Here is a 24,414-nt window from a genome sequence, read left to right as displayed (position 1 = left end):
CTCAGGCTACACGGCGTGCTCTGCAACGAACTTGCGCAGTTTTTGCTCGTCATTTGCCATCTTGATGACGCGCTGCGGCAGCTCGAGCAACCCTTCGAGCCGCTGCGGAACACCGATGCGCTCACCGGTCGCTTCAAACACGATCTCCGGGAACTTCTCAGGTTTTGCGGTCTCGAGAACCAGCATCGGCACCCCTGGTTCGAGATGTTCCCGAGCAACCTTGACACCGTCTGCGGTGTGCGGATCAATCAAAACGCCGCTCTGCTCAAACACGGAGCTGATCGTCGAAACCCGGTCGGCGTGAGTGCTTGTGCCACTCTGAATACCAAACTCGTCAACAAACCGAGGCAGCTCGGACCGGAGGTCGATGCGACCAGTCTCTGCGAGTTCGCGCCAGGCCGCGCTCAGCCTGTCGGAATCTCGCCCGAGCAGGTCATATACAAAGCGCTCAAGGTTTGAGGCCTTTGAGACATCCATCGACGGACTCGAGGTTGCAAAGGTATCAGCGCCTCCACGGGGTGTGTAGATGCCAGTGCGGAAAAACTCGTCGAGCACGTTGTTCTCATTCGCGGCGAGCACGAGGCGCCGAATCGGCAACCCCATTGCACGCGCAAAGTGGCCCGACAAGATGTTGCCGAAGTTGCCGGACGGGATCGTAAAGGACACCTCGGTTGTTGCGCGGTCAGCAGCAGCGACACCGTCGGTCTGCCGCAGCCAGGCCCAGAAGTAGTAAACAATCTGCGCACTGATACGGCCAAGATTGACGGAGTTTACGGCCCCGAGATGGTGCGCGCGTTTAAAATCCAGGTCTTCAAAGAGTGCCTTCATCAGGTTCTGGCAGTCATCAAAGACCCCTTCAACTGCGACGTTGTGAATGTTGTCGTCAAACAACGAGTACATCTGCGCGCGCTGGAAGTCGCTCATGCGACCCTGGGGCGACAGCATGAAGACGGCAACACCCTGCTTTCCGCGAAGTGCGTACTCGGCTGCCGATCCGGTATCACCGGAGGTCGCACCGACGATATTCAGCGTGCGATTGCTGCGAGCAAGCACATATTCGAGCGACTGCCCCAAAAACTGCATCGCCATGTCTTTAAACGCGAGCGTCGGCCCCTCAGAAAGCCCTACGAGAGAGATTTCGTCACTGATCGCGGTCAGCGGCACCACATCTTCACTCGCGAAGTTGTCGCGACTGTAGGTTACACGGCACATCTCAGCGAGGTCTTCACGAGGGATATCGGTTGCAAACAACCCCAAGATCTCAGTTGCGAGTTCGGCATAGCCCAAACCACGCAGCCGCTCAATCTGCCCGGCTTCGAGCCGCGGCATCACCTCGGGCACCACCAGCCCGCCGTCTGTTGCGAGTCCCTCGAGCAGGATCGCGCTATACGTTGCAGCATCCATGCCGCCGCGGGTCGAGATGTACTTCAAGTTGGCTCCTCGAGTTTGTGCCGAATGGTCGCTGGTCCAGTCTACGGGGGTGCGCTACCAGCTCACTGGCAACGCCTTACCTTCTTCGTAACCCGCAGCCGACTGCAAGCCCACGTGTGCACGCAGGTGAAACTCCTGCAGGCTGTCTGCTCCGGCATAGGTAAACGAGGATCGCAGGCCCGACGTGATCATGTCGACCAGGTCCTCTACGCTGGGGCGCTGGGGGTCAAGATAGATCTTGGACGAAGAAATCCCCTCGGCAAACAGTTCTTTGCGCGCTCGTTCGTACACATCGAGTCCGCCAAAGCGTCCCTGCACGGCTTTCGTGGACGCCATGCCCCAAGACTCTTTGAACTGACGGCCGTCAACGTCGGTGCGCAGTTCACCCGGCGATTCCGCGGTTCCCGCGAACCACGATCCGATCATCACCGAAGATGCACCCGCGGCGAGCGCTAGGGCCACATCACGCGGGTACCGCACTCCACCATCGGCCCACACGTGCGCTCCGAGTTCTCGAGCGGCCTGCGCGGTTTCGAGCACGGCGGAGAACTGCGGGCGCCCCACGGCCGTCATCATGCGGGTGGTGCACATGGCGCCGGGCCCAACGCCCACCTTCAGAATCGACGCTCCCGCAGCCACCAGATCCCGCACACCATCAGCAGTCACAATGTTGCCCGCAACAATCGGCAGACCAAGCGAGAGCTCTGCCACCGCTCCCAGAGCGCGCAGCATGCCTCCCTGATGTCCGTGCGCTGTGTCAACAACCAGCGCGTTTGCACCGGCAGCGGCGAGTGCACGAGCCTTTGCAGCGGCGTCACCGTTGATGCCCACAGCGGCCGCCACGACGAGTCGCCCGTCAGCGTCAAGCGCGGGAGAGTAAATGGTGCGACGCAGCGCAGAGCGCCGTGACAGCACCCCCACCAGCTCACCGTTCTCAACAACACACACTGACTCTGCCCCGTGCGACTCATCACTCGTAGCCGTAACAACAAGGTCAAAGGCGGTGCGAGGATCTGTGAGGTCTGATGCCTCGATCAGTGAGGGCGCACCGTGCAGCAGGTCTCCAAGCCGAGCGTCATCGGGCACCGAGGCGAGGCGAGTCGCTGGCAGCACTCCTTTCACCGCCCGCGCGTCAAGCTTCTCCCCCGACACAGGGCGATCCGCGACAACTACGCTCTGGCCTTCTGCACGCGGAACGAGACGTAACGCTTCAGCGGCCGTCGCGGTCGAAGCGAGCACGAGCGGAGTGTCGAACGCGACCGGCTGATCCTTTACCCAGCGAATCGCCCGTTCCATGTCAGCGATGGTCATGTCCTGCGGCAGAACCGCGATCCCGCCTCGCCGAGCAAGCACAGCAGCGAGTCGGGGCCCCGTCACCGAATTCATGTTTGAGGCAACGAGCGGCAACGTCGCGTTCGTACCGTCGCCTGGTGAAAGCGTTACATCGAGTCGACTGCGCACTTCTGAGCGTCGCGGCACGAGAAAAACATCGGAGTACGTGAGGTCAACGGTGGGCATGGCCCCAATAAAATCCATGCCTCTACGCTACCGCGACCACTATGCCTGCGGCGCTCAGTATCTACGCAATGTATATGCACCCGATCAGTCAACGTAATCGCGCGAATAGTATCATCCGTGGGTGCTCTGTACAATGGAATTTGCTGGGGACATCGTGTGACTCAGTGCAGCCCCTTTATTTTGAACGGAAGCAGCTCATGTCGGATCCAAACACACCTGATGGCTTGAACCCGGAACAGCCAGCTGTTCCCGAGCAGCCTGTCGCTCCTGGTCAGCCAGCTCAGCCGCAGCAGCCAGCAGCCCCCGCACAACCAACCCAGGAGTTCCCTTCGGCTGAGCAGTTCCCACCGGCCCCGCCTCAGCAGCCGACGCAGCCGTTCCAGCCCACTCAGCCAGCGATGACTGTTCAGCCCCCTCAAGCCACGCCGCCAGGAGCCTACCCCGGCGCAGCGCAGCCGCCGACTCCCCCCGGAGTACCCGGTGGATACCCCGGCTACCAGGGAGTGCCTCAACCCACGCAGACCAAGGGTCTTGCTATCTCCGCACTCATCGTTGGTATTGCCAGCCTCGTACTGTTCTTGATTCCCTTTGTTGGCATCCTCGGCGGCATCGCGGCCGTAGTGCTCGGCGTCCTCGCTCTCAAGAAGGCTCAGTCCAAGGGAATGTCGATCACCGGTCTGATCACCGGCGGGGTTGCAATTCTCGCGTCCGGCGCAGTGCTCATTTTCTCGCTCGTGATCCTCAACACCGCCAGCGACAGTCTGAACAAGCTGTCAGACGACCTGCAGAAGTCATCAGAAGAGCTCAACTCGGCTACCGAAGATCTGCCGAGCCTCGGTGACGACTCGTCGTCCAGCGATTCCTCTGACGATTCGAGCAGCAGTTCCTCCGCTAGCGACGATCGCTCTCCTGAATTCTGCGCAGCACTCGACAAAATTTCCACGGTCTCTTCATCGGGCCTAGAGGCAACCGAAGAAATTAAGGCAGCTTTTGGTGCTTTGGCAGAAGTAAAGAGCCCTAACCAAGAGGTTTACAAGAAGTACTACAGCTTCGTGACGGACCCGACGTCCGCACAAGGCGCAGATTTCGAGGCAATCCTCAAGGAGTTCTCTTCCGCAGTCTTCGACGACACGATGGCCTGCCTGTAACATGAACCCACGCAGCATGATGTGAGGGAGAACACGTGTTTAAGGGGTTCAAGGAGTTTCTGCTTCGCGGGAACGTGATCGATTTGGCCGTCGCCGTGGTTATCGGTGCCGCGTTCAACACGGTCGTCCAGAAGGTAGTCGACGCACTGATCAATCCGATTATTGGAATGTTCTTTAAGGCTGACTCGCTCGACGGCGCGATGATCGTGGGGTTGCCTGGCGGCGGCGAGATTGCGTTTGGTGCGCTCGTCGGAGCAATCATCAACTTCGCGATCGTCGCCGCGGTGGTCTACTTCGTGTTTGTTATGCCAATGAACAGGCTTCGCAAGCCGGCTGCAGAAGAGCCTGCCGTGCCGACAGAACAGCAACTCCTCACCGAGATCCGCGATCTACTGCGAGCTCAGGCCGACACAAACAAGTAGTAACTTCCCGATACATAAAGAGTCGCAGGATCTACCCCATAGATCCTGCGACTCTTTGTCGTTTACTGAGGCTTGCCCGCTCAGCTGGTGCGCTGGTTCAACCGCGCTAGAAACAGCGCCTCCGTGAGCAATGATTTGCGGAACGTCTCCATGTGAAGTGACTCATTCGGGCTGTGCGCCCGCCCATCGGGATCTTCGACACCCGTAACCAGGATCTCTGCTTCGGGAATTCCTCAACCAGTTCCGCGATGAACGGAATGGATCCGCCAACACTAATGTCGACCGGCTCACGTTCCCAAGCGTCAGCCATCGCTTGACGAACCTCCGCGACAGCCCAGCCCGAGGTATCAACTTGGAAGGCCTGACCAAAGTCACCGTCTTCAAACGTGAGTTTTGCGCCGAACGGGGCACGGGCTTGCAGGTGACGCTTAAACGCCTCAAATGCTTCGGCGGGTTCCTGTCCCGGGGCAATCCTCGCGCTGATGCGCACGCGGGTACTCGGGATCAGGGTGTTCGAAGCGTTCGCGATGTCTGGTGCATCAATGCCGGTAATCGAGATTGAGGGCTTCGCCCAGATCCTCGACAGGATTTCGCCCGTGCCGATCGGCGAGACGCCTTCGAGCAGCCCGGTTTCTTCTCGCAGACGCGCCTCACTGTAATTGGGAACCGTGAGATCTGCATCGCGCAATCCCTCGACCGCAACTGCACCGTTGGCGTCCCACATCGTGTCGAGAAGTCGCACGGTCGCGAGCATCGCGTCGGGCACCGCTCCCCCGAACATGCCAGAGTGTGAAGCACGATCGAGCGTCTCAATCTTTAGGTTAAAAGCAACTGCTCCACGCAGCGCAACGGTCAGTGCCGGGGTATTCAGGTCCCAGTTGCCCGAGTCAGCAACGATAATCGCGTCTGCCGCCAGCAGTTCTCGGTTTTCGCGCAGAAAGTTGCCGAAGGACTGCGACGCCCATTCTTCTTCGCCCTCAATAAAAAGCGCGATGCCGAGATCCAGATCCTCGCCGAGGGCGGTGAGCGATTCTGCCAGGGACCGGATCGCACCAACATGGGACATGACCCCGCCTTGTCGTCGGCCGCGCCTCGTCCGTACAGCCTGCCATCACGAAGCGTCGGTTCGAAGGGTGGAGTTTGCCAGTCTTCATCTTTGCCGGGAGGCTGCACGTCGTGGTGTGCGTAGAGCAGCACGGTGGGGCGACCGTTCCGAGCCTCACGACGCGCGATAACTGCGGGGTGACCAAGCTCAGGATCAGCTTCGTTCTGTTGCCCCTCGATCGGCGCCTGGCGCACGTCCACGACGTCAAAGATGTCAATCTCGCGCAGCATCTCGGCGATAGCTTTTGCGCTCTGCGCCACGTGAGCCTGATCGAATGCGGGCCAAGAAACGGACGGAATTCTCACGAGCGCGCAGAGATCTTCAACCGTCCGCTCAAACTGCGCTACGACCTGACCACGAACCGCCGTTTCGATCGCATCTGGTTCGACCTGTTGACTCATTGCTGCATCTCCATTCGCGTGTTTTGCCCAGACTCGGGCGTCTCATTTAGCCTAGCGTCGCCCCGGCATCGGGGTCAGAAATGATGACGACCTCGGCGGCAAAATCATCCGATGCACGAACAGCCTCGGTCACAAGTGACCTGTCCCCCGGTCGGGCCGGATCCAGCCAGGTGTCGTGCGCCTCCCGCGGCAACAGCAGTGGCATGCGCGGGTGAACGTCGGCGGCGCGGGCGAGTGATGCTCTCGTCACCATCGAGTAGGTCATGAGCTTCTTGCCATCCGGCTGCGAAACCGGGGTCACGATCGCGGCAATTCCGAATAACTCGTCGTCGGGCATCGCGAACGTGCGCCCCTTCTCGATGTACCAGTGGGCGGGCAGGATCGCGCGACGCTGCAGAGGGTCGCGCCACTTCGCGAGCAGATTGTCGTCGCGTGAGTTGAAGGCACTAAAGGGGGCTGGCTCCGATCCAATATGGAGCCACCACCAACCAAGCTCGACCGTGCGCTCACCGTACCCCTCGTGAATCAGCGGGTTGAGGTTTCTCGCGTGACGGCCCGTGATGGAGGCTTTGCTGTGATTTTCTCGCGCCCACTGAGCGATGAGTTCTCGGCTCTCCGGTTCGTGCATTGGCGGCAGATCAAAGGTGAGGCCGAGCTCGTGAGGTCCTCCGCCAAGTCCATAACTCGCGCACATGCGGCAAGCCTACGCCGTGCGCTCCAGCTTTGTCGGGGGTGCCGAGTAGCATGTTTTGCATGGGCATTCAGATTCAGACCACCCTTGAGCCACACGGGCCGGCAACCGCGATTGAGCTGAGTGACGAGCAGGTCGTGGCACTCGGTGGCGGCAAACGAGCGGCCGTAACCGTGACAATTGGCGAGAAAACTGCTCGGCTGCGTTTGGGGGTTATGGGCGGCAAAAACCTCATCGGGCTGTCGAAAGCTGCCAGGTCCGAGCTGGGCGTTGACACTGGTGACAAGATCGCGGCCGTCATCACGCTTGACGACGCACCGCGAGAGGTCGAGGTGCCCGCAGATCTTGCGGCTGCGCTGGACGCTGACCCAAACGTGCGCTCGGCGTTTGATGCGCTCCCTTACACACATCGCAAAGAGCATGTTCGGGCGGTCGAAGACGCCAAGAAGTCCGAAACACGACTACGCCGCATTGAATCCGCTGTCGCGATGATTCGCGCATCTCTTAAGTAAAGGCAGGATACAGCTGTGTCGATGACAGACGAGCTACTCGGAGAGCGCAGCATCACACGGCTCTCTGAAATGCTGGAGATCGCTGATACCGATAGCGCTTTTGTCGCGACTCGGGCAGCGGGTGCCCAACTTGAATCGCTGACGCTCAGCGAGCGAGCACGAGCCGTTGCACGAGCGATCCTGAACGATGTCGGGGGCGACCGAGATCATCTCTCGCGTGTGGTGCGCTCTGCGCTGCGCAACGAAGAGTTCGAGGGTGGGTGCTGTGGCCGGTGGGTCTCGCCGCCTCATGGAGTGCGGTTGACGCGGGATCGGCAGCCGCGTTCGACAACGGTATGGACCTCATGCGTGAGCTCACTCCACAAATGACCTCGGAGTTTGCGATTCGCCCGCTGCTGCTGCACGATCTTGAGCGTGGGCTTGGGCACATGCGCGAGTGGACAAACGATCCCAACTGGCACGTGCGAAGACTGGCCTCCGAGGGCAGTCGACCGCTGCTGCCCTGGGGCGAACGGTTGCCGCTGCTGGTCAGTGATCCCTCACCGACCCGGCCAATTCTCGACGCGCTTTATGACGACCCCGAAGAATCCGTGCGGCGATCCGTCGCGAATCACCTGAACGACCACAGTCGCGCTCACCCCGAGTTCACCGTGTCGGTGGTGCAGGCGTGGCGGGATCAGGGTGGAACCCACGTCGAACGAACTTCTCGGCACGCGCTCCGCACGCTCGTAAAGCGCGGCGATGCGGGCGCGCTTGCGCTGCTCGGTTTTCCGCCGGCGCGGGTTCGAGTCTCACCGATTCTGCTTTCTGACACGGAGGTTGTTGCGGGTGGTGCGGTGCGTTTTGGGGCGGAGGTCACCAACGTGGGTGAGGGACCAGCAAATCTTGTTATCGACTACGTGCTGTCATTCCCAGACGCGCGCGGTCGTGAGCGCTCGAAGGTGTTCAAGATCACCCAGCGCTCCCTGCAGCCGGGCGAGGTCACGCAGGTGGAGACGGGACACTCGTTCAAAGCGATCACAACACGCAAGTACTACCCGGGTAGTTATGCACTTGCACTGCAGGTGAACGGTGTGCCGCACGAGCGCGTCGAGTTTACGGTTGCAGATTCAACAACAGAGGAGAAGTAATGGCGGCATCAACCCAGGCGTCGAAGACTGACTTCAAAAAGGAGCTAGACGCCTACCGCGCAAAGCGCGGGCAGTTTCGGGTGCTTGAGGTACCCGCGATGCAGTTCCTCATGATCGATGGACACGGCGATCCAAACACCGACCCCGAGTATGCCGCCGCGCTGGCGGCGCTCTACCCACTCGCCTACAAGCTGAAGTTTGCGAGCAAGCGTGAGCTGGGCCGCGACTACGTGGTGATGCCACTCGAGGGGTTGTGGTGGGCCGACGATATGGACTCGTTTACATTGGGGCGTGACAAGTCACAGTGGGACTGGACGATGATGATCATGGTGCCCGACTGGATCGATGCAGCGATGTTTGCGGCCGTTCGCGAGCAGGTCTCTGCGAAGGATCGCCCCGAGCGTCTCGATGATGTTCGTTTAGAAGCGTTCACCGAGGGCCGTTGCGTGCAGACGCTGCACGTCGGATCGTACGACGACGAGGCTCCCTTGCTTGAACAGTTACACACCGAGTTCATCCCCGAAAACGGTCTGCGCATGACGGGCAAACACCACGAGATCTATCTCGGTGATCCCCGCAAAGTTGCCCCCGAAAAGCTCCGTACAATCCTGCGCCAGCCGGTGGCCGCGGCATAGGGGCAGCCTCCACTAGTCAAGATACGAAATTACAAACGCGAGTATCGAAAGCAGCAGCATGCCGAGGCAGTTGATCCAAAACTCTCGTTTCAAGAATCTCGCGCGAACGTGTGCGGCCGCAGCACACACAAAGTAAACGATTACACCAACGTTTGCGGCGAATCCGATACCCGGAATCCAGATGCCCACGATCAACCCGCAGCGGCGAGCAGCTTAATGACAATGAGAATCCACCACCACTCTCGTGGCAGCTTGACTCCGTCGAGACAATGACGAATAAACGCCGAGGGTCGAGTCGAGATGATGGCGTCGCCGAGCAAAATAGCGGCGAGCGCAACGGGTATCCACCAGGGTTGGGCGAGCAGGATCATTGCGCTTCCTTCACGCAGGAGCAAAACTCTGCGAGCACCGTCTTCACTCCTTGGCTGAGCCTCGCAGTCTCGTCGGAGGTTGCGGCCTCTCCAGCCACGCTCCCGTCAGCCGACCACAAAAACAGCATGCCGATGTAGGCGAAGTACACCGCCGTTGCGCGACTTTCTGGATCTGTCGCGCATCCCCCACGTTGTTTGGAGACCACCGCTCGAATCTCTTGTTTGAGCACTTCCGCAAGTTCTGCGAACACTTTGGACGAGTGTTTTCCTGCGACCAGGATCGACGCATAACTGCGTGCAAGGTCAGCCTGCCCGGCGAACAACAGGGCGAACGGCTGCAGCAACTCGAAGACACCATCCGCGCAACTGCGGGTTGTAGACCGTGGTTCTTCCAAGAGCCCCGGAACCCTCTGAACGTGAACCTTTTCGATACTCTCGTCAAAAATCCTCACAAGGAGTGTGCTTTTGTCACCGACCAACATCACTGTTCCGACACTGACCTGGGCGGTCTCAGCGATGTCCCGAATGGTCGTGGTTTCAAACCCGCGCTCCTGAAACAGCTTCGCTGCTGCGGCAAGAACATTAGCGCGAGTGTTGCGCCGAAGGGCTTCTCTGGTCGTCATGCAGTCCCTTTAAATAAACACGTTCACTGAACGTGTTCATTCTGCAACAGTTCTTGTGTTCCATCAATTTCATGGGCTCGGGAAGGGTCATGCCGGGTCACCCCAGTGCAGCAGCCAGCGCAACCAGGTGCGAGCGACTAAGAGAGCTCGCCGTTTCGGCATCTCGACCCGCTATCGCCTCGGCAAGCCGCTCGTGCGCGGCATGATCCTCGTCGCTGCCACCCGCAAACCCCGGCCGAGTGCGCAGCATCTCGAGCATCGCCTGCCGCAACCGCGGCGTGAAGCCGTCGAAAAATTCGAGCAGAATCGGGTTGTGGGCGGCGGCGACAATACTGCGATGGAACGCGGTGTCGGTGTCGACGTGGTCCTCGATGACGGATCGATGCCTGGCACGCTCACGCAGTGCTCGCCGAATCGCACGCAGATCAGCCGGGGTGCGCCGGACTGCTGCGAGAGCCGCAGCCTCACCCTCGATCGCGGCGCGCGCCTCAATAACCGCGACGATGTCGGAGCGACGAAGCACCGCGTCCCAGTCGTCAGGCACATCGAGGGCGACCACAAACACCCCTGCCCCCTGCCTCGAACTCAGCACACCACGGCCGGCAAGCTGGCGAATCGCCTCCCGCACCGTCGATCTGCCAACCCCGAGCTGCGGGCCGAGAGTTGTCTCACCGGGCAGTTTAGCCCCGAGTTGCCACTCGCCCGCGCGCACACGATCCAGCAGCGCCTCGGCAGCCTGATCGGCAAGCGGAGTTCTCTGAATCTGAGCCATGTGCGTCCCTAATTTGAGCAACACCTCTACTTGTCTGAGGAGTTGTGTTACAGTCTACCCATGCTTTACACCTCCAACCTTCTCCTTCGCTGCCACGGCGGGGTGTAGCCAGACCGGCTCCCCTCCGTGGAGTCGAACGCTGTGCCGGTCACCCTTCAACACCAGGAATGACAGCATGACCAGTAACCAGCAGACGACCCCCAACTTCACCAGCATCGTGACCCCGGCGGGCGAGATACCAGCGCACTCCCCCGAGTGGAACAGACAGCGGCACTCACAAATGCCCTCGCACCGCTACCAGAATCCGTTCGACCGAGTCCAGGTTCCGCGCGTCGAGCGCCACTGGCCGTCGCGTCAACTTAGCGAAGCACCCCTCTGGGTGCCGGTCGACCTGCGCGACGGCAACCAGGCCCTCGCTGAACCAATGAACCCGGAGCGCAAACAAAGGTTCTTCGAACTGATGATCGCGATGGGATACAAAGAAATTGAAGTGGGTTACCCCTCAGCCTCACAAACAGACTTTGACTTTGTGCGCTTGATCGCCGAGACCAACCTCGCACCCAACGACGTCACCATTGTGGTCTTTACGCCAGCCCGTCGCGACCTTATCGAGCGCACGGTCGAGTCAATCCGGGGAATCACGAACCCCGTGGTGATCCACATGTACACGGCGACGGCACCGGTCTGGCGCAACACGGTACTCGGTAAGGATCGCGCAGCCCTCAAAGACCTGATCCTCGCGGGCGGGCGCGACGTCTACGAGCTGGCCGCGCACCTGCCAAATGTGCGCTTTCAGTTCTCCCCCGAGGTGTTCAACCTGACGGAGCCAGACTTCGCACTGGAAATCTGTGACGCGATAACCGCGCTGTGGCAGGCCACCCCGGAGCGCCCAGTGATCCTGAACCTGCCCGCGACCGTCGAGATCGCAACACCCAACGTCTACGCGGACCAAATCGAATACATGCACCGGAACCTCGCCCGGCGCGACAGCGTGATCCTGTCGGTGCACCCGCACAACGACCGCGGCACCGGGATCGCGTGCGCTGAACTCGCCGTGCTCGCCGGAGCGCAGCGGGTCGAGGGTTGCATCTTTGGCAACGGCGAGCGCACCGGTAACGTCGACATCGCTACGCTCGCGCTCAATCTGCATGCCCAGGGTATCGATCCCATGATCGACTTCTCTGACGTTGACGAGATTCGCCGCACCGTCGAGTACTGCACCCAGCTTGAACTTCACCCGCGACACCCCTACGTGGGTGATCTCGTGCACACGGCTTTCAGCGGAACTCACCAAGACGCGATCAAAAAGGGCTTCGCGGAGCACCGCGAGAGGGCTACGCGCACTGACACCCCGAGCGTGAGCTCGAGTGGCGGGTACCGTACCTGCCGATCGACCCAAGCGATCTCGGTCGCAGTTACGACGCGGTCATCCGAGTCAACTCTCAGTCGGGCAAAGGAGGGATCGCGTACCTGCTCGAATCCTCCTACGGCATCGAGCTGCCCCGACGTTTTCAGATCGAGCTTGCTCGACACGTACAGGCGCTCACCGACACTACAGGTGCAGAAGTCAATGCACACGAGGTGTGGGAAGTGTTCGAACGGAACTATCTCCCGAAATCCGGCGTTGAGCGCGTTCAGCTCACCGCGTATGAGGTCGTGGAATCGGGTTCGGGATCCGCGCCGCACTCCCGGGTGAACGTTCTGGTCGATGGCGTGGAACAAGTGTCAACCCACGCGGGTGTCGGTCCTGTCGAGTCGCTCACCTCAGCTCTCAGCAGGCACGGCTTCGATATCAAGATACTCACGCTGCATCAAACGAGCATCGGGTACGGCAACGACAGCCTCGCGCTGACCTTACTTGAGGTGCGCGTGCCACAGGGTGTCCGCTGGGTTGCGGGATCGGCTTCATCTGTGCTGTCCGCGACCCTGGAAGCGGTGATCCGCGCTGCTAACACGATCGCACTGCAAGAATCTGCCCTGCATCTTGCAGCGATCGGTTAAAGGCCACAACCTTCCCTATCTCTTGACTCAGCTCGCGGGCACCTCAATGATCAGCGCGTCCCCCTGACCACCACCGCCACAGAGCCCGGCCGCGCCGACCCCGCCTCCCCTGCGGCGGAGTTCCAAGGCCAACGCAAGCACGATTCGGGCACCGCTCATGCCCACGGGGTGCCCCAGGGCGATAGCGCCTCCATTGACGTTCACTCGCTCAAGGTCAACACCAAGCTCACGAGCAGACAATAACGTAACACCCGCAAAAGCCTCGTTCATCTCAAGCAGATCGAGATCGGCAACGGCGACTCCGGCTGCCACACACGCCGCTTCAATAGCGCGTGCGGGTTGCAACAGCAACGACGTATCTGGGCCAGCAACCGCAGATCCGCCCAGCACCCTTGCCAGCCAGGGAATTCCCCGGCGCTCAGCCTCCGCTCGCGACATGAGCACGAGCGCACACCCACCGTCTGAAAGCTGCGACGACGAACCGGCTGTGATGATCCCATTCTTGGCAAAGGCAGGCCGAAGCTTTGCGAGCGACTCCGCCGTGGTGCCCTCACGAATTCCTTCATCTTCTGCCACGGTGACTGTACCGCGGCGACTCACTATCTCGACCGGCACAATCTCCTCCGCGAGGTACCCGGCCTCACGAGCGGCTGCGGCACGACGATGTGACTCGGCAGAAAAACTGTCGAGTTCCTCACGACTCAGCCCGTAGGGCTCTTGGTGACTCTCAGTTCCCTCACCCATGACGCAATGATCTATGGCACAGAACAGCGCGTCACGGTTCAACGCGTCTTCGAAAGTGCCGTCACCGTAACTCAACCCAACGCGAGCCCCCCTCACAAGATGGGGAGTCTGGGTCATTGATTCAAACCCACCAGCAACAGCGACACGGCGCTCGCCGAGCCTGATTGAACGGTCGAGCGCCGTGATAGTCGCAAGCCCGGAGGGGCAGAGTTTATTGAGCGTGGCGGCTGGCGTACTGAGTCCGATGCCGGCCGCGAGTGCAGCTTGTCGCGCGGGTTTGGGCCCACACCTGCCTGCACAACATTTCCCATTAGCACTTCCTCGACATCCGCCGCGGAAACTCTTGCACGTGCGAGCGCTTCACGGATTGCGTGGGCTCCGAGCTCAGGAGCAGACACTGTGGCGAGTCCTCCAAGGAGTTTGCCGATCGGGTACGGGCACCAGCGATAATGACGGTTTCGTTCATGGTAAATCCTTTCGAGGGCTGCCCAGGGTGTCACCGATCTTCAGCAATCGAATGTTCCCAGGCTACGCGATGGTTTTGATGTAAAGGCCTTCTTCGAAGTAGTCTCATTATTTGGAAAACTTCATCACAGCAAACTTCGCGCAAAAAATGAAAGAAAGCCTTCATCATGAGTAGCCCGCTGCCCGGCAACGCACACCCCAACGGAGCCCCGGTTCCTCCTCCGAGCTCCGACAACTGGCCGGGTCAGCAGAGCGGTGCTGCGATTCGAAAGCTCTCCTCCTTCTCGGAGATACTCACGCAGGCGTTCTCAATGCCATGGCGACAAGCAGCGGTTCTGCTCGTTTGGGCTGTTTTTGTGCCAGCAGTTGCTTCCTTCCTCGCTGACCAACTCATGAGTTTTACGTTGCTCGGGTCAGTATCAAGCACCGATTTCGGGGCCAAAACCCACTTTCAGCAGTCGGGTTCGGTTTTCTGGGGCTTCTCGCTTGGCTCGTCTACATGTGCGTGCTTCTTGCATCCTCAGCCTTTGTGCCTGCCTTTGCCGCCGAGAACATTCGTTCTCGGCTTCTGGGGTACCGTTCCAATGCACGGGAAATTTGGGCAGGCATTAGTCGTGTCGTTTGGCGGATCCTCGGCTACACGGTTGTGATGGGCGTCATTATTGGCGTTGGGCTTTCGATAGTCGCAGTCGTCATTGCGCTGATTTTTGGCGTGCTGTTTGCAATTGCAGCGGGCGGGCCTGCCACCCTGCTCATCGGTTTGCTTCTCGCCGCAGTTATCATCACGGGCACTGTGTTTCTTGTCTGGCTCGCGACAAAGCTCACATTCGTTCCCAGCGCGATGGTTTTTGAGGGTGCCACAATCATGGTCGCCCTATCGCGCTCGTGGCAGCTCACCAAGGGCGAGTCTGGCGAACCTTCGGTATTCTTCTTGTCGTGACACTGGCGTTTGGTGCCGCTGTAGGCATCATCAGTTTTTTTGTTGGAGGGTCACTAGCAGGCGGATATAGCTCGTTCACTGCAGCCTCACCCAACCCGCTGTCACCTTATGACTTCTCAGTGCTCACGGTGCTGAGCGACGCGATAACAGCACCGATTACCGAGCTTGGAGCACTCGGCATAGCGATCGCCTCAACTTTGCTCTACCTCGATGCCCGCGGCAAGGCCGAACGCCTCGACCTCACTATCGAGAACTGGCAAAACAGAGTCAACCAGGGTGTTCCTGCACAGCACATGGCTTACCCATTCGCCACACCGGTTGCGGCTCCCCCTGCATACCCGGCACCCCCAGCACCCCCAACGCCACCGGCTTCTCCGACACAGGGATGGCAGCAGCCTTAAGCGCTCGCGGTTTACTTTCCGCCGACAGCCAAGTGCGCGATTTTTAATGAGGAGAGTCCTCAACTAAACTTCCTAGGTCCTAAACATCAGGACCCCGCTTGTACCACTGTTTATTACGCAGAAAGCTTTATTAATGAACGCCGCTAACCCCAGCGACACGAACGTATTTTCAGACCCCGTCTCCCCCGAAACATCAGCTGGAACGAAGGCGGTGGTTCACAAAAAGCTTCGCTCACGTCACGTCACGATGATCACGCTCGGCGGCATCATCGGAGCGAGCCTGTTCGTCGGATCAGGCAATGTGATCCGCTCGGTCGGCCCCGCCGCCATCATCTCGTACCTGGTTGGTGGCTTGCTCGTCTTCCTCGCAATGCGCATGCTCGGCGAGATGGCAGCAGCTCGGCCCGCAATCGGATCTTTCATGGAGTACGCTCGCGTCGGACTCGGCGACTGGGCCGCCTACCTGGTCGGCTGGCTCTACTGGTACTTCTGGGTGGGTGTGCTTGCCTACGAGGCCGTCCTCGGTGGTGAAACCCTCCACTCGTGGTTTGAGGTTCTCCCCTCGTGGGCATGGTCCCTTGTGCTGCTCGCCATTTTTGTTGGCGCAAATATGGTCTCAGTGCGCTCGTTCGGCGAGGTTGAGTTCTGGCTTGCCAGCGTCAAGGTGCTCGCAATTGTTGTGTTCTTGGGAGCTGGTGTGCTCTTTGCGCTCGGACTTTGGCCTGAGTCCACCTTCTCCGTGCAGAACCTGTGGGAGCACGGCGGCTTTGCCCCGAACGGCTTCGGTGTGGCTTTCACCGGCGTTGCGCTCGTGATCTTCTCCTATTTCGGCACCGAGATCGCGGTCATGGCCTCCGCCGAATCCGAGAACCCCGCGAAGGGCATCCGCCAGGCAACCTCAACCGTCATCTGGCGCATCCTGCTCTTCTTCGTTGGCGCAGTCCTCATCATTGTGACGATCGTTCCCTGGGACGAGCTCCCCGAGCCCACGAACGTCGCCACTGCACCGTTCACGTACGTATTTACCCTGTTCGGCCTGCCCGGTGCAGCCATGGTGATGCAGCTCGTTATCTTCACCGCCGTCATCTCGGTCCTCAACTCGGGTCTCTACTCCGCGTCGCGCATGTTCTCCTCACTTGCCGCAGAAGGTTTCGCACCAAAGATCATGGCGAAGAAGGCACGCAATGGCGTTCCCGTATGGGCTTTGCTTGCGTCGATCAGCGGTGCCCTCATCGCGACCATCGTAAACTTCGCAGCACCGGGATCCGGCATCTTCGATTTCATCATGAACTCCGCCGGCCTTGTAGCACTGTTCGTGTACGCGTTCATCGCGCTCACTCAAATGCGCCTGCGCCAGAAGATGTCCCCCGAAGAGGCAGCCGGACTGAAGCTCAAGATGTGGCTGCACCCCTGGCTCAACATCTTGCTCATTGTCGCGATCGTGGCCATTCTCGGAGTCATGCTAACCTCGGAGTCCGGCCGCACCCAGGTGTGGACCAGCCTCATCGCCACAGTAGTACTGATTGCTTTCTGGCCGCTCGTGCGGCGCAATCTTGCTAAGCGCAAGGCAGCAAAGGCCGCCAAGGAGGCTGCAGCCGAGCACGTAACTGCCGAGGTTGTCAACTAACCAAGCATCGACAGCATAAAGAAGAGCAATCCCGAAGCAACAAGCAGGATTGCGAAACAGAGTGCTAGAACCGCGGCAAGCAACCAGCCGTTGCCGCTTGAAGCCCCGGGGTCAGAATCGCGTCTTGTGGATTGTGAGGATCAACATAGACGAGGATCGGAGCTCCGGGGCTCAGCCCCTCAAGCTGCTGCTGGATCCCTCCAAGGGAAAACGCGATCTGCCCAATTGCACGAAGACGCGAACCATCGGGCGCGGGGTAGTCAAACTCAAGTCGTGGTGGCCGGTACAGAAAAACGTGGCGCACAACGGCCCCTTGCACGCACACGCGGTCGATGACTCGCCGCTTCACCGCCGCCCGTCGAAACAGCATGACTGATGCGGTCAACAGAACGACGCCAACGGCTATAAGGATCGGTGTAGCTATGCTCACGCTGTGATTATATAGTCCACGGACTAGACCGCCGACTCCATCGTGCGGCGAGCACTACGCTAATATCATGGCGATTCTCATCGACCCGCCCGCATGGCCAGCACATGGCACACTGTGGAGTCACCTCGTCTCAGACACCAGCTACGACGAATTGCACGCCTTCGCAGCGCGCCTGAACGTTCCGAGGCGCGGATTCGATCTCGATCACTACGACGTGCCCGCCTCTCTCTACGAGCAGGCCATAGCGCTCGGCGCGCGGCCCATCAGCGGGAGAGAGATAGTTCACCGATTGCAAGATGCCGGGCTCCGGGTGCGACAGGTGGATCGCCAGTCTGTTGCTCCCGTGCGGCGACGGCAGTACCTAGTCGGCGAGTGGGCAGAACTCGGCGAGCGGTTGGGGGTCGCGGACCCCGGGCATTCGGGCAGCGAGTGGCACAGTCTGGGGTCGCAACTCGTAGACCGTTGGAACGAGCCGCACCGCAGCTATCACGACGAGCGCCACCTCGAAGACGTGTTACTCGCGCTCAACCAACTCGCGGCCCGTGGTGAGTCCATCTCTGACACCACGCTGCTCGCCGCCTGGTTTCACGACGCGGTCTATGCGGGAACGGAGTCCGACGAGCTCGATTCGGCGCGCCTCGCGGTCGAGAAGCTCGGCATTTTCCTCTTCACTCCCGAGGCTGTCAATCAAGTCAGTTCGTTTGTCGCCGCGACCGCACCAGCGCATGTGGTTCGGGATCCGGCAACCCCACTCGCCCACCTGCTCGACGCGGATCTCTCGATCTTCGCGGCACGGCCCACCCGCTATGAAGAATACGCACAATCAGTGCGCCTCGAGTACGCTCACATCGCGACGACAGACTTTGCCCTGGGCCGCGCCCGGATCCTCACCGGTTACCTTGAACGCCCAGCTATTTATCACACCGAGCCCGCGCGGCAACTCTGGGAGCGGCGGGCCCGGCAGAACCTCGAACTAGAAGTTGAGCGGCTGCGTCGTGATGCACTAGCGGGCGACTAGCTGCGCTCGCCTTCCATGAAGCATCAGCAACAGAGCTCCGGAAGGAGAATTGGCTGCGGGCTTCACACTGCGTGCGAGCGCCGCTCGAGCATGACCGTGTCGCGCCACCGGCCAGCTTCAGGCCCGTAGCTCATGTATGCGATCCGCTCGCGAGTGCCGAGCACTTGGAACCCGTGCCGTTCGTGGATCCGAATGCTAGCGATGTTCTCGGGGAAGATCGAGCACTGTATAGTCCAGACCCCAACTGCTTCGGCGCGCTCAATCAGCGCCGCAAGGAGCCTCCCACCGAGGCCCTGCCCGATTGCGTCAGGGCGGATGTAGATCGAGTCCTCAACCACGCCACGGTACACCGCTCGGGCAGACACGGGACTACCAGATGCCCAACCGAGCACCTTCCCAGCAAAGTCCGTGGCGACCAGCCGCAGCTTCGGATGCTTGCCCGCTTCGAACACTTCCCATGTCGCCGGGGGTGCGGGCTCGAAAGTAGCGTGTCCAGTCTCAATGCCAGCAGCGTAAATCTCATGGACGTCGGGCCAATCACTTTCGGTCATATCCCGAACCATGGCGACGCTCACGACCCCGCGAGGTGCCGCACCGCCGCCAGCAACGGCCCCGGCGTAGGCGAGTAGTAGGCCCATCTGCCGCGCTGCTCACGAGTAACGAGCCCCGCACCAACTAGAAGCTTCATGTGATGCGAGACCGTCGGTTGCGACAGCCCCACCGGTTCGGTGAGGTCACACACGCACATCTCACCCGAGGGGAAGCGACGATGAGGGCAAAGAGTTTGACTCGTGCCGGGTCACCGAGTGCTTTGAACACGCGCGAGAGATCTGCCGCGTGTTCGTCACCAAGTGGGAGCTCGCCGGGTGCGCAGCATGGGACCGCGGACACTTCGGCAGTGGTCTGGGTAGGGATCATAGTTCCATACTGCCCGAGGTATTGACATTTGTCGATACGTCATGAAAGTCTTATCACATTGATGCTTGTCGATACGTGGAGGTTGTAATGGAACTGCCCGTCGTCGTGATCGGGGCTGGGCCGCAGGGGCTCGCCGCTGGCGCCCAGTTGCTAGAGCGCGGGATCGAACCGCTGATCCTCGAGGCCGGATCAACAGCAGCGGCAGCGGTCGCAGAGTGGGGGCACGTGGCACTGTTCTCCTCGTGGCCGGAACTGGTCGAACCGGCAGCCGAGCGATTACTCGCGTCGACCGGATGGGTCGCGCCGGTTGCGGGGCACCCAACGGGCAGCGAGTGGATCGAGGCCTATCTCGCCCCACTCGCGGCAGCGCTCGGCGAGCGAGTGCGCACTGACACCCGCGTGGTCGGGGTCGCGCGCAAAGGCCGCGATCTCTTGGTCGATGCCGGGCGTGCGAAACAGCCGTTCGTCGTACTCACCCGCGACGCCCACGGCACCGAGGCGCGAGTAGAGGCGCGTGCAGTGATCGATGCCTCGGGCACCTGGTCGACGCCCGCACCTGCTGGGGCGTCTGGGATTCCTGCGCTCGGAGAGCAGGCCGCTACTGCTGCTGGGTTCGTCGCGCACCGTATCCCTGATCACGCAGAAGCACAGGGGCTCGACGGCCGGCATGTCGTGGTTGTCGGGAACGGGCATTCAGCTGCGACTGCGATCATCCAACTCGCTGAGACCGTGCGGGCGCATCCAGGCACGCGGGTGTCGTGGCTGCTGCGGCGCGGAAGTGTGGGAAACACGTTCGGTGGTGGAGCGGCTGATGAACTGGCGGAGCGAGGCGCGCTCGGGCAGCGGGCGAAGCGAGCCGTCGAAGAGGGCCTGGTGACCCTCGTGACGGCGTTCCGCACCGACGCTATCACGCTCAACGGCGACGGCCACGTGATCGTTACAGCGGAGGATGGGCGAGTGCTCGACCCTGTGGATCGGGTGTTCGTGTTGACGGGGTTCCGGCCTGATCTGTCGTTTCTGTCAGAGATCCGACTCGAGCTGGACCACCGCCTCCAAGCCCCAAAAAGAGTCGCCGTCGAGATCGACCCGAACATCCATTCGCGCGGCTCAGTGCGCGCGACCGGAGCAGCAGAACTCTCGCACCCAGACTCGGGGTTCTTCATCGTGGGAGCGAAATCATATGGGCGCGCCCCGACGTTCCTTGCGATAACCGGGTACGAGCAGGTGCGCTCAATCGCCGCGAACCTCGCGGGCGATCACGAAGCCGCCGCACGGGTCGAGTTGACACTGCCTGATACAGGGGTGTGTGGCAGGTCAGGCTTCTTTGATACCCCGAAGCCCGCAGCGGACGGCTGCTGTATTGGCTCGGAACCGATGACCCAAGGAGCTACACCCGGCCAGTAAGACTCGGCCAAGCAGGAGGACGGGAATCAAGGATAGATTCCCACCTCCTCGCTCTCAGCGCTGGTCAAGGAGTTCCGCTATAAGAGTTTCGACACGGGCCTTGATCTCATCGCGGATCGGCCGCACGGACTTGATGCTTTGGCCTGCAGGATCGTCGAGTTTCCAATCTTCGTAGCGTTTGCCGGGCAAGAACGGGCACGCATACTTGACTCAGCGCCGTTGAGGCTCTGTCATTACCGCATGACGCACACCGATCAGACGATCCATCGTCTCAAGCAGTCGAACTGCATCTGGTCGAGCGTCCGTGGTCGGCTGATGCATGAGTGTGCGCATCGCCGCCAGAGCAAGCATAATTGCAGCATCAGCCATCTCAGCAGAGTCGGCGCGCTCCTCTACCAGCGCCAGAAACTCGACCTTAAACGTTCCCATCCACTGCGTGAATTCGGTCACGAGCTGCGGTTGATCAGCAATGAGCCTTTTCAGTCTTTTGCGCTCAACCCCTGAACTCATGGAGTCGGCCAGAAGCTCACAAATCGCGGGCATAAGCTCGCCTGTCGCCGTTCGAAATCGAGCGACCGATTCGGGCGAAAAAATCTGTTCGTGCAGATTGAGTGCAGCCGCGGTCTTCGAGGGAAAGTAGTTGAAGAATGTGCGCGCCGAGACGCCGACCTCTTCACAGATCTGCTCGACGGTTGTGCCGTCAAGCCCCTGCTTTTCAACCAGGCGCAGGGCAACCTCGTGCAGAGCTTCACGTCGCAATTTCTTTTTGCGTTCGCGAAGCCCAGAGGTCTCCCCTGCGCGCTGGTCGTTCATCTCGCTAGCTCTGCACCTGGATCGTGCCGGTGTCTGTGACCCCCGCCATATCGGCGCGCTCCTGCAATGCTGAGCGCGTGCGCAGCGGCGGCGCCTTGAAGAACCAGCTCAGCACAAACGCGAGCATCAGCACCCCAAAGCCAACCCAGTAGATCACATCGATCGCCTGGGTAAAACCGACCATAAACGGTCGTGTCAGTGCAGCATCAGCACCGTTCAGGAACGATGTGTCACTCACAGAACTGCTCGATCCCTTTGATGCGTTAGAGCTGCCGTCGTTGATCTGGTCAACGATGTCGGGTGCGAGCTGTTCAACCCAGTGCGTTCGCTGGGCCTCATTCGACCAGTCCACCGTGACGGTGTCGCCAACGACGGTGGCGTGCGCTTTGTCTGCGACTGTCTGCAATGCCTTTGTCTCAGCAGCCGGGCTTGCTTCAGCAATCTTCTGATCGATCACTGACCGTGCGGCAGCTTCAGGGATCTCCCCCGCAGCGACGGCCTTGTTCACGCCATCTGTAACGGTTTCCTTCACAGCGTCATAGGCAGCAGCCTTCGCTTTGGTCGCCCCTTCGTCGAGCTGAGTCTGGATCCCTTCTTGAATCGGCCCGATGATAGGAGTCCAGAGCTGCTTCATGACTCCCTTGTTCTGCTCAGCGCCAGCAACCTCAGGGTTCAGCGCGGCATCCAGCCCAGCGGTGAGCGTTGGTTTGTCAGCCATGCTGTGCACAATATTCGTGGGAAGCAGGGTGAAGAGCACCGACAGCATGATTGCGGTGCCCAGTGTGCCACCGATCTGGCGGAAGAAGGTCGCGGAACTTGTTGCCACCCCCATGTCTGGAGCCTCGACCGCGTTCTGACTCGCCATGGTGAGAGACTGCATGAGCTGACCGAGCCCAAGACCGACCACAAACATGCCGATCATCATGAACCACACCTCGGTGTTGGCCGATACAAACGTCAGCAGGAAGAAGCCCGTCGCGGTTGTGATCGTTCCCGTACGCGGGAAGATCCCATACTTGCCTGTACGCGCGGTGATCTGGCCCGCCGCCATAGACGAGGCCATCAGGCCCACCACCATTGGCAACATGGCAAAGCCCGACTCGGTCGGGGTGAGACCCGCGACGATCTGCATGTAGAGCGGAATCGTCATCATGGCACCAAACATGCCGAAGCCAACGAGCACACCAATAATGGTCGCCCATGAGAATGTGTTGGAGCGGAACAGGCGGATCGGAATGATCGCGTCGTCCTTCATCGCAATCTCAATAAGCACAAACCCGATTGCGCCAACCGCACCGACGACGTAACAAGTGATGGATCCCGCGGAACCCCAACCCCACTCGCGTCCCTGCTCTGCAACCAGCAGCAAGGGCACCAGTGCCACGATAACCGCGGTAGCGCCCCACCAGTCAATACGCGGGTTGTCTTTTTTACCCACCTTGGGCAGGTGCAGGAACGCAATCACCATGCCGAGAGCAACAAGCCCAATCGGTAGGTTGATCAGAAACACCCAACGCCATCCGGCGATCCAGAGAATCTCGTTCGCTCCAGCAAAAAGGCCACCGACCAGCGGGCCGATCAGAGAGGACACGCCAAAGACGGCAAAGAAGTAGCCCTGGTACTTCGCGCGCTCGCGCGGCGCAAGCATGTCGGCCATGATCGCCAGCGGCAGCGACATCAGCGCACCGGCACCGATGCCCTGGAACGCGCGGAATCCGGCCAGCATCAGCATCGACGTCGAGAATGTCGACAACACCGAGCCGAGAATAAAGACCGAAATACCGAAGATGAAGAGCGGGCGGCGACCGAAGATGTCGGACAGCTTGCCATAGATCGGCACGGAGATCGTGGAAGTGATGAGGTAGGCGGTGGTTACCCAGGCCTGCTGATCAAGACCGTGCAGATCGTCGCCGATCGTGCGAATGGCAGTTCCGACAATGGTCTGGTCGAGAGAAGACAAGAACATACCGGCCATCAGGCCGTAGATCACGAGGAGGATCTGGCGATGCGACATGATCGGCTTTGAGGTATTGGATTGTGCGACCGGAGTGAACCCGGTGGTGGAAGTAGAGGACATTCCAGCCTTTCAAAGGCGCAGTGTTTCTTTTTGCAGACCTGAAATATTACACGACTGCAAGTTCCACAAAACTGGGAACAATACGCACGGACCACAAACACAAAAAGACCCTCGGTTTCAATGAGAAACGCGAGGGTCTTACTTTGCTGGGATACCAGGACTCGAACCTAGAATGACGGTACCAGAAACCGTAGTGTTGCCAATTACACCATATCCCAATGGCGGAAATCCAAGACTCCAGGGAGCTTGGCACCGAGAGTCAAGCTTACAGACCCAAGCCCCGAACATCAAATCAGGGTGGGCCGCGCGCGCCGGATCTGCTCAACTACACTAGATCGTCGGGCCTGAGCTGCCGAAGCCCCCTATCGTGCAACACAAACTGGGCCCGGACCAAAGGGGCACCACCCACTGCCACGTCCTGTTCCACGGCACGCGCCCAGGCGATGTCGCTGGGTGTGAGATCACGGGATCCCGGGCGCTCCCACACAAAGACCAACTCGCGCCCACCCGCCATTCCGCAAATCGTGCTGGATCGAACCAGGAGCGCGCGTGAAAACGTCACCGACCCGAGGTCGTCAGCCTCTATGAGTTCTCCGGGGTCAATCGGATAGTCAGCCATCGGCATAAGAGGCCCAGCAACACATTTGTCTTCGCCGAGCATGATGAGCCAGACCTGGCGCTGGTTGGCTCCCTGCAGCAGAAACTCGAGCGTTTGGTGCAGCTCTTCGTCGGTGGTGAGAACTCGTTTGCGGTTTGGGATCGGGGGTGTTTGAGTCATGTAACCCACACTGCCCGCTACGAGGGTCACCAGGGCCAA

Annotated in this window: 23 protein-coding genes, 1 tRNA gene and 5 pseudogenes; 12 read left to right on the top strand and 17 right to left on the bottom strand. The window is 60.2% G+C overall.

Translation table 11 applies throughout. The features are described 5' to 3' along the window. Positions 1-6: 6 nt before the first annotated feature. Positions 7-1,431 carry a threonine synthase gene (gene thrC, locus G7066_RS05705; RefSeq protein WP_166329702.1) on the bottom strand — a complete coding sequence of 475 codons (1,425 nt, stop codon included), beginning with the start codon at positions 1,429-1,431 and terminating at the stop codon, positions 7-9. A 54-nt stretch (positions 1,432-1,485) separates the two neighbouring features. Further along, entirely contained in the window at positions 1,486-2,967 is a 1,482-nt protein-coding gene (gene guaB1, locus G7066_RS05700) for a GMP reductase (RefSeq protein WP_166329700.1), read from the bottom strand. 179 nt (positions 2,968-3,146) lie between these two features. Between guaB1 and G7066_RS05695 the strand changes: the two genes are divergently transcribed. Both G7066_RS05695 and mscL read left to right on the top strand, forming a co-directional pair. Continuing rightward, positions 3,147-4,097 (top strand): DUF4190 domain-containing protein, encoded by a 951-nt coding sequence (locus G7066_RS05695; RefSeq protein WP_166329698.1) that lies wholly within the window; start codon positions 3,147-3,149, stop codon positions 4,095-4,097. Between the two features lie 35 nt (positions 4,098-4,132). After that, a complete protein-coding gene (gene mscL, locus G7066_RS05690; protein ID WP_166329696.1) occupies positions 4,133-4,519 on the top strand; it encodes a large conductance mechanosensitive channel protein MscL in 387 nt (128 codons plus the stop codon). A gap of 80 nt (positions 4,520-4,599) precedes the next feature. Here mscL and G7066_RS05685 read toward each other — a convergent pair. Both G7066_RS05685 and G7066_RS05680 read right to left on the bottom strand, forming a co-directional pair. Continuing rightward, positions 4,600-6,025: pseudogene (locus tag G7066_RS05685) on the bottom strand (M20/M25/M40 family metallo-hydrolase). 46 nt (positions 6,026-6,071) lie between these two features. Beyond that, positions 6,072-6,719: an SOS response-associated peptidase family protein gene (locus G7066_RS05680; RefSeq protein WP_166329694.1), complete on the bottom strand. Its 648-nt coding sequence runs from the start codon at positions 6,717-6,719 to the stop codon at positions 6,072-6,074. A gap of 59 nt (positions 6,720-6,778) precedes the next feature. Here G7066_RS05680 and G7066_RS05675 point away from each other — a divergent pair, with 59 nt between their 5' ends. The 3 genes from G7066_RS05675 to G7066_RS05665 all read left to right on the top strand — a co-directional run bounded on the left by G7066_RS05675 (position 6,779) and on the right by G7066_RS05665 (position 8,993). Beyond that, a complete protein-coding gene (locus G7066_RS05675; RefSeq protein ID WP_166329692.1) occupies positions 6,779-7,228 on the top strand; it encodes a YdeI/OmpD-associated family protein in 450 nt (149 codons plus the stop codon). 260 nt (positions 7,229-7,488) lie between these two features. Continuing rightward, a complete protein-coding gene (locus G7066_RS05670; RefSeq protein WP_166329690.1) occupies positions 7,489-8,358 on the top strand; it encodes a DNA alkylation repair protein in 870 nt (289 codons plus the stop codon). Further along, complete coding sequence (locus G7066_RS05665; RefSeq protein WP_166329688.1) at positions 8,358-8,993, top strand: GyrI-like domain-containing protein; 636 nt, start codon at positions 8,358-8,360, stop codon at positions 8,991-8,993. The genes G7066_RS05670 and G7066_RS05665 overlap by 1 nt, the downstream gene beginning before the upstream one ends. A gap of 12 nt (positions 8,994-9,005) precedes the next feature. Here the strand turns inward: G7066_RS05665 and G7066_RS15845 are convergent, their stop codons facing one another. The 4 genes from G7066_RS15845 to G7066_RS05650 form a co-directional block, all read right to left on the bottom strand. Next, on the bottom strand, positions 9,006-9,182 hold the full coding sequence (locus G7066_RS15845; protein ID WP_244303317.1) for a hypothetical protein: 177 nt from the start codon (positions 9,180-9,182) through the stop codon (positions 9,006-9,008). Between the two features lie 2 nt (positions 9,183-9,184). Beyond that, positions 9,185-9,364: a hypothetical protein gene (locus G7066_RS15840; protein ID WP_244303316.1), complete on the bottom strand. Its 180-nt coding sequence runs from the start codon at positions 9,362-9,364 to the stop codon at positions 9,185-9,187. Then, entirely contained in the window at positions 9,361-9,987 is a 627-nt protein-coding gene (locus tag G7066_RS05655; protein WP_166329686.1) for a TetR/AcrR family transcriptional regulator, read from the bottom strand. The genes G7066_RS15840 and G7066_RS05655 overlap by 4 nt, the downstream gene beginning before the upstream one ends. Positions 9,988-10,084: 97 nt before the next feature. Next, complete coding sequence (locus G7066_RS05650) at positions 10,085-10,759, bottom strand: FadR/GntR family transcriptional regulator (RefSeq protein ID WP_166329684.1); 675 nt, start codon at positions 10,757-10,759, stop codon at positions 10,085-10,087. On the opposite strand from G7066_RS05650, the pseudogene G7066_RS05645 reads away from it, so the two are divergent. Further along, positions 10,758-12,059: pseudogene (locus G7066_RS05645) on the top strand (2-isopropylmalate synthase); the annotation flags it as partial. The gene G7066_RS05650 and the pseudogene G7066_RS05645 sit on opposite strands and share 2 nt — an antisense overlap. An 83-nt stretch (positions 12,060-12,142) precedes the next feature. Beyond that, positions 12,143-12,760 carry an alpha-isopropylmalate synthase regulatory domain-containing protein gene (locus G7066_RS17405; protein WP_425280764.1) on the top strand — a complete coding sequence of 206 codons (618 nt, stop codon included), beginning with the start codon at positions 12,143-12,145 and terminating at the stop codon, positions 12,758-12,760. Positions 12,761-12,787: 27 nt separating this feature from the next. On the opposite strand, the pseudogene G7066_RS05640 reads toward G7066_RS17405, so the two are convergent. Continuing rightward, a pseudogene (locus G7066_RS05640) lies at positions 12,788-13,902 on the bottom strand (acetyl-CoA C-acyltransferase). Between the two features lie 566 nt (positions 13,903-14,468). On the opposite strand from G7066_RS05640, the gene G7066_RS05635 reads away from it, so the two are divergent. The 3 genes from G7066_RS05635 (at position 14,469) to G7066_RS05625 (ending at position 16,937) form a co-directional block, all read left to right on the top strand. Further along, complete coding sequence (locus G7066_RS05635) at positions 14,469-14,909, top strand: DUF7847 domain-containing protein (protein ID WP_166329682.1); 441 nt, start codon at positions 14,469-14,471, stop codon at positions 14,907-14,909. Then, positions 14,906-15,310 (top strand): hypothetical protein, encoded by a 405-nt coding sequence (locus tag G7066_RS05630; protein ID WP_166329680.1) that lies wholly within the window; start codon positions 14,906-14,908, stop codon positions 15,308-15,310. Before G7066_RS05635 ends, G7066_RS05630 begins: the two co-directional genes overlap by 4 nt. A gap of 133 nt (positions 15,311-15,443) precedes the next feature. Then, positions 15,444-16,937 (top strand): amino acid permease, encoded by a 1,494-nt coding sequence (locus G7066_RS05625; protein WP_166329678.1) that lies wholly within the window; start codon positions 15,444-15,446, stop codon positions 16,935-16,937. A gap of 64 nt (positions 16,938-17,001) precedes the next feature. On the opposite strand, the gene G7066_RS05620 is transcribed toward G7066_RS05625, so the two are convergent. Continuing rightward, positions 17,002-17,367, bottom strand: a complete 366-nt coding sequence (locus G7066_RS05620) for a DUF3592 domain-containing protein (RefSeq protein ID WP_166329676.1) — start codon at positions 17,365-17,367, stop codon at positions 17,002-17,004. Positions 17,368-17,434: 67 nt separating this feature from the next. Between G7066_RS05620 and G7066_RS05615 the strand changes: the two genes are divergently transcribed. After that, the gene (locus G7066_RS05615; RefSeq protein WP_166329674.1) at positions 17,435-18,385 is read left to right on the top strand and encodes a DUF4031 domain-containing protein; all 951 of its coding nucleotides are present in this window, start codon (positions 17,435-17,437) and stop codon (positions 18,383-18,385) included. A 62-nt stretch (positions 18,386-18,447) separates the two neighbouring features. Here G7066_RS05615 and G7066_RS05610 read toward each other — a convergent pair whose 3' ends face one another. Together G7066_RS05610 and G7066_RS05605 are read right to left on the bottom strand one after the other, a co-directional pair. Continuing rightward, complete coding sequence (locus G7066_RS05610; protein WP_205881536.1) at positions 18,448-18,936, bottom strand: GNAT family N-acetyltransferase; 489 nt, start codon at positions 18,934-18,936, stop codon at positions 18,448-18,450. Positions 18,937-18,956: 20 nt separating this feature from the next. After that, a pseudogene (locus G7066_RS05605) lies at positions 18,957-19,303 on the bottom strand (ArsR/SmtB family transcription factor). Between the two features lie 87 nt (positions 19,304-19,390). On the opposite strand from G7066_RS05605, the gene G7066_RS05600 reads away from it, so the two are divergent. Then, entirely contained in the window at positions 19,391-20,707 is a 1,317-nt protein-coding gene (locus tag G7066_RS05600) for an NAD(P)-binding domain-containing protein (protein ID WP_166329672.1), read from the top strand. A 54-nt stretch (positions 20,708-20,761) separates the two neighbouring features. Here G7066_RS05600 and G7066_RS15835 read toward each other — a convergent pair. The 5 genes and pseudogenes from G7066_RS15835 to G7066_RS05575 all read right to left on the bottom strand — a co-directional run. Continuing rightward, positions 20,762-20,908 (bottom strand): annotated as a pseudogene (locus tag G7066_RS15835) (heat-shock protein HtpX); the annotation flags it as partial. A gap of 9 nt (positions 20,909-20,917) precedes the next feature. Next, positions 20,918-21,520, bottom strand: coding sequence for a TetR/AcrR family transcriptional regulator (locus G7066_RS05590; protein WP_166329670.1), 603 nt, complete (start codon positions 21,518-21,520; stop codon positions 20,918-20,920). A 4-nt stretch (positions 21,521-21,524) separates the two neighbouring features. Beyond that, entirely contained in the window at positions 21,525-23,597 is a 2,073-nt protein-coding gene (locus G7066_RS05585) for an MDR family MFS transporter (protein WP_166329668.1), read from the bottom strand. A 146-nt stretch (positions 23,598-23,743) separates the two neighbouring features. Then, positions 23,744-23,815, bottom strand: a tRNA-Gln gene (locus tag G7066_RS05580). Positions 23,816-23,922: 107 nt separating this feature from the next. Further along, complete coding sequence (locus G7066_RS05575; protein ID WP_166329666.1) at positions 23,923-24,375, bottom strand: hypothetical protein; 453 nt, start codon at positions 24,373-24,375, stop codon at positions 23,923-23,925. Positions 24,376-24,414 lie beyond the last annotated feature (39 nt).

Origin of the sequence: Leucobacter coleopterorum (genome assembly GCF_011382985.1) — a bacterium.
In the GTDB taxonomy this organism is placed as follows: domain Bacteria; phylum Actinomycetota; class Actinomycetes; order Actinomycetales; family Microbacteriaceae; genus Leucobacter; species Leucobacter coleopterorum.
The sequence above is the reverse complement of the archived record's forward strand: the minus strand, read 5'-3'. Positions and strand labels throughout refer to the sequence as shown.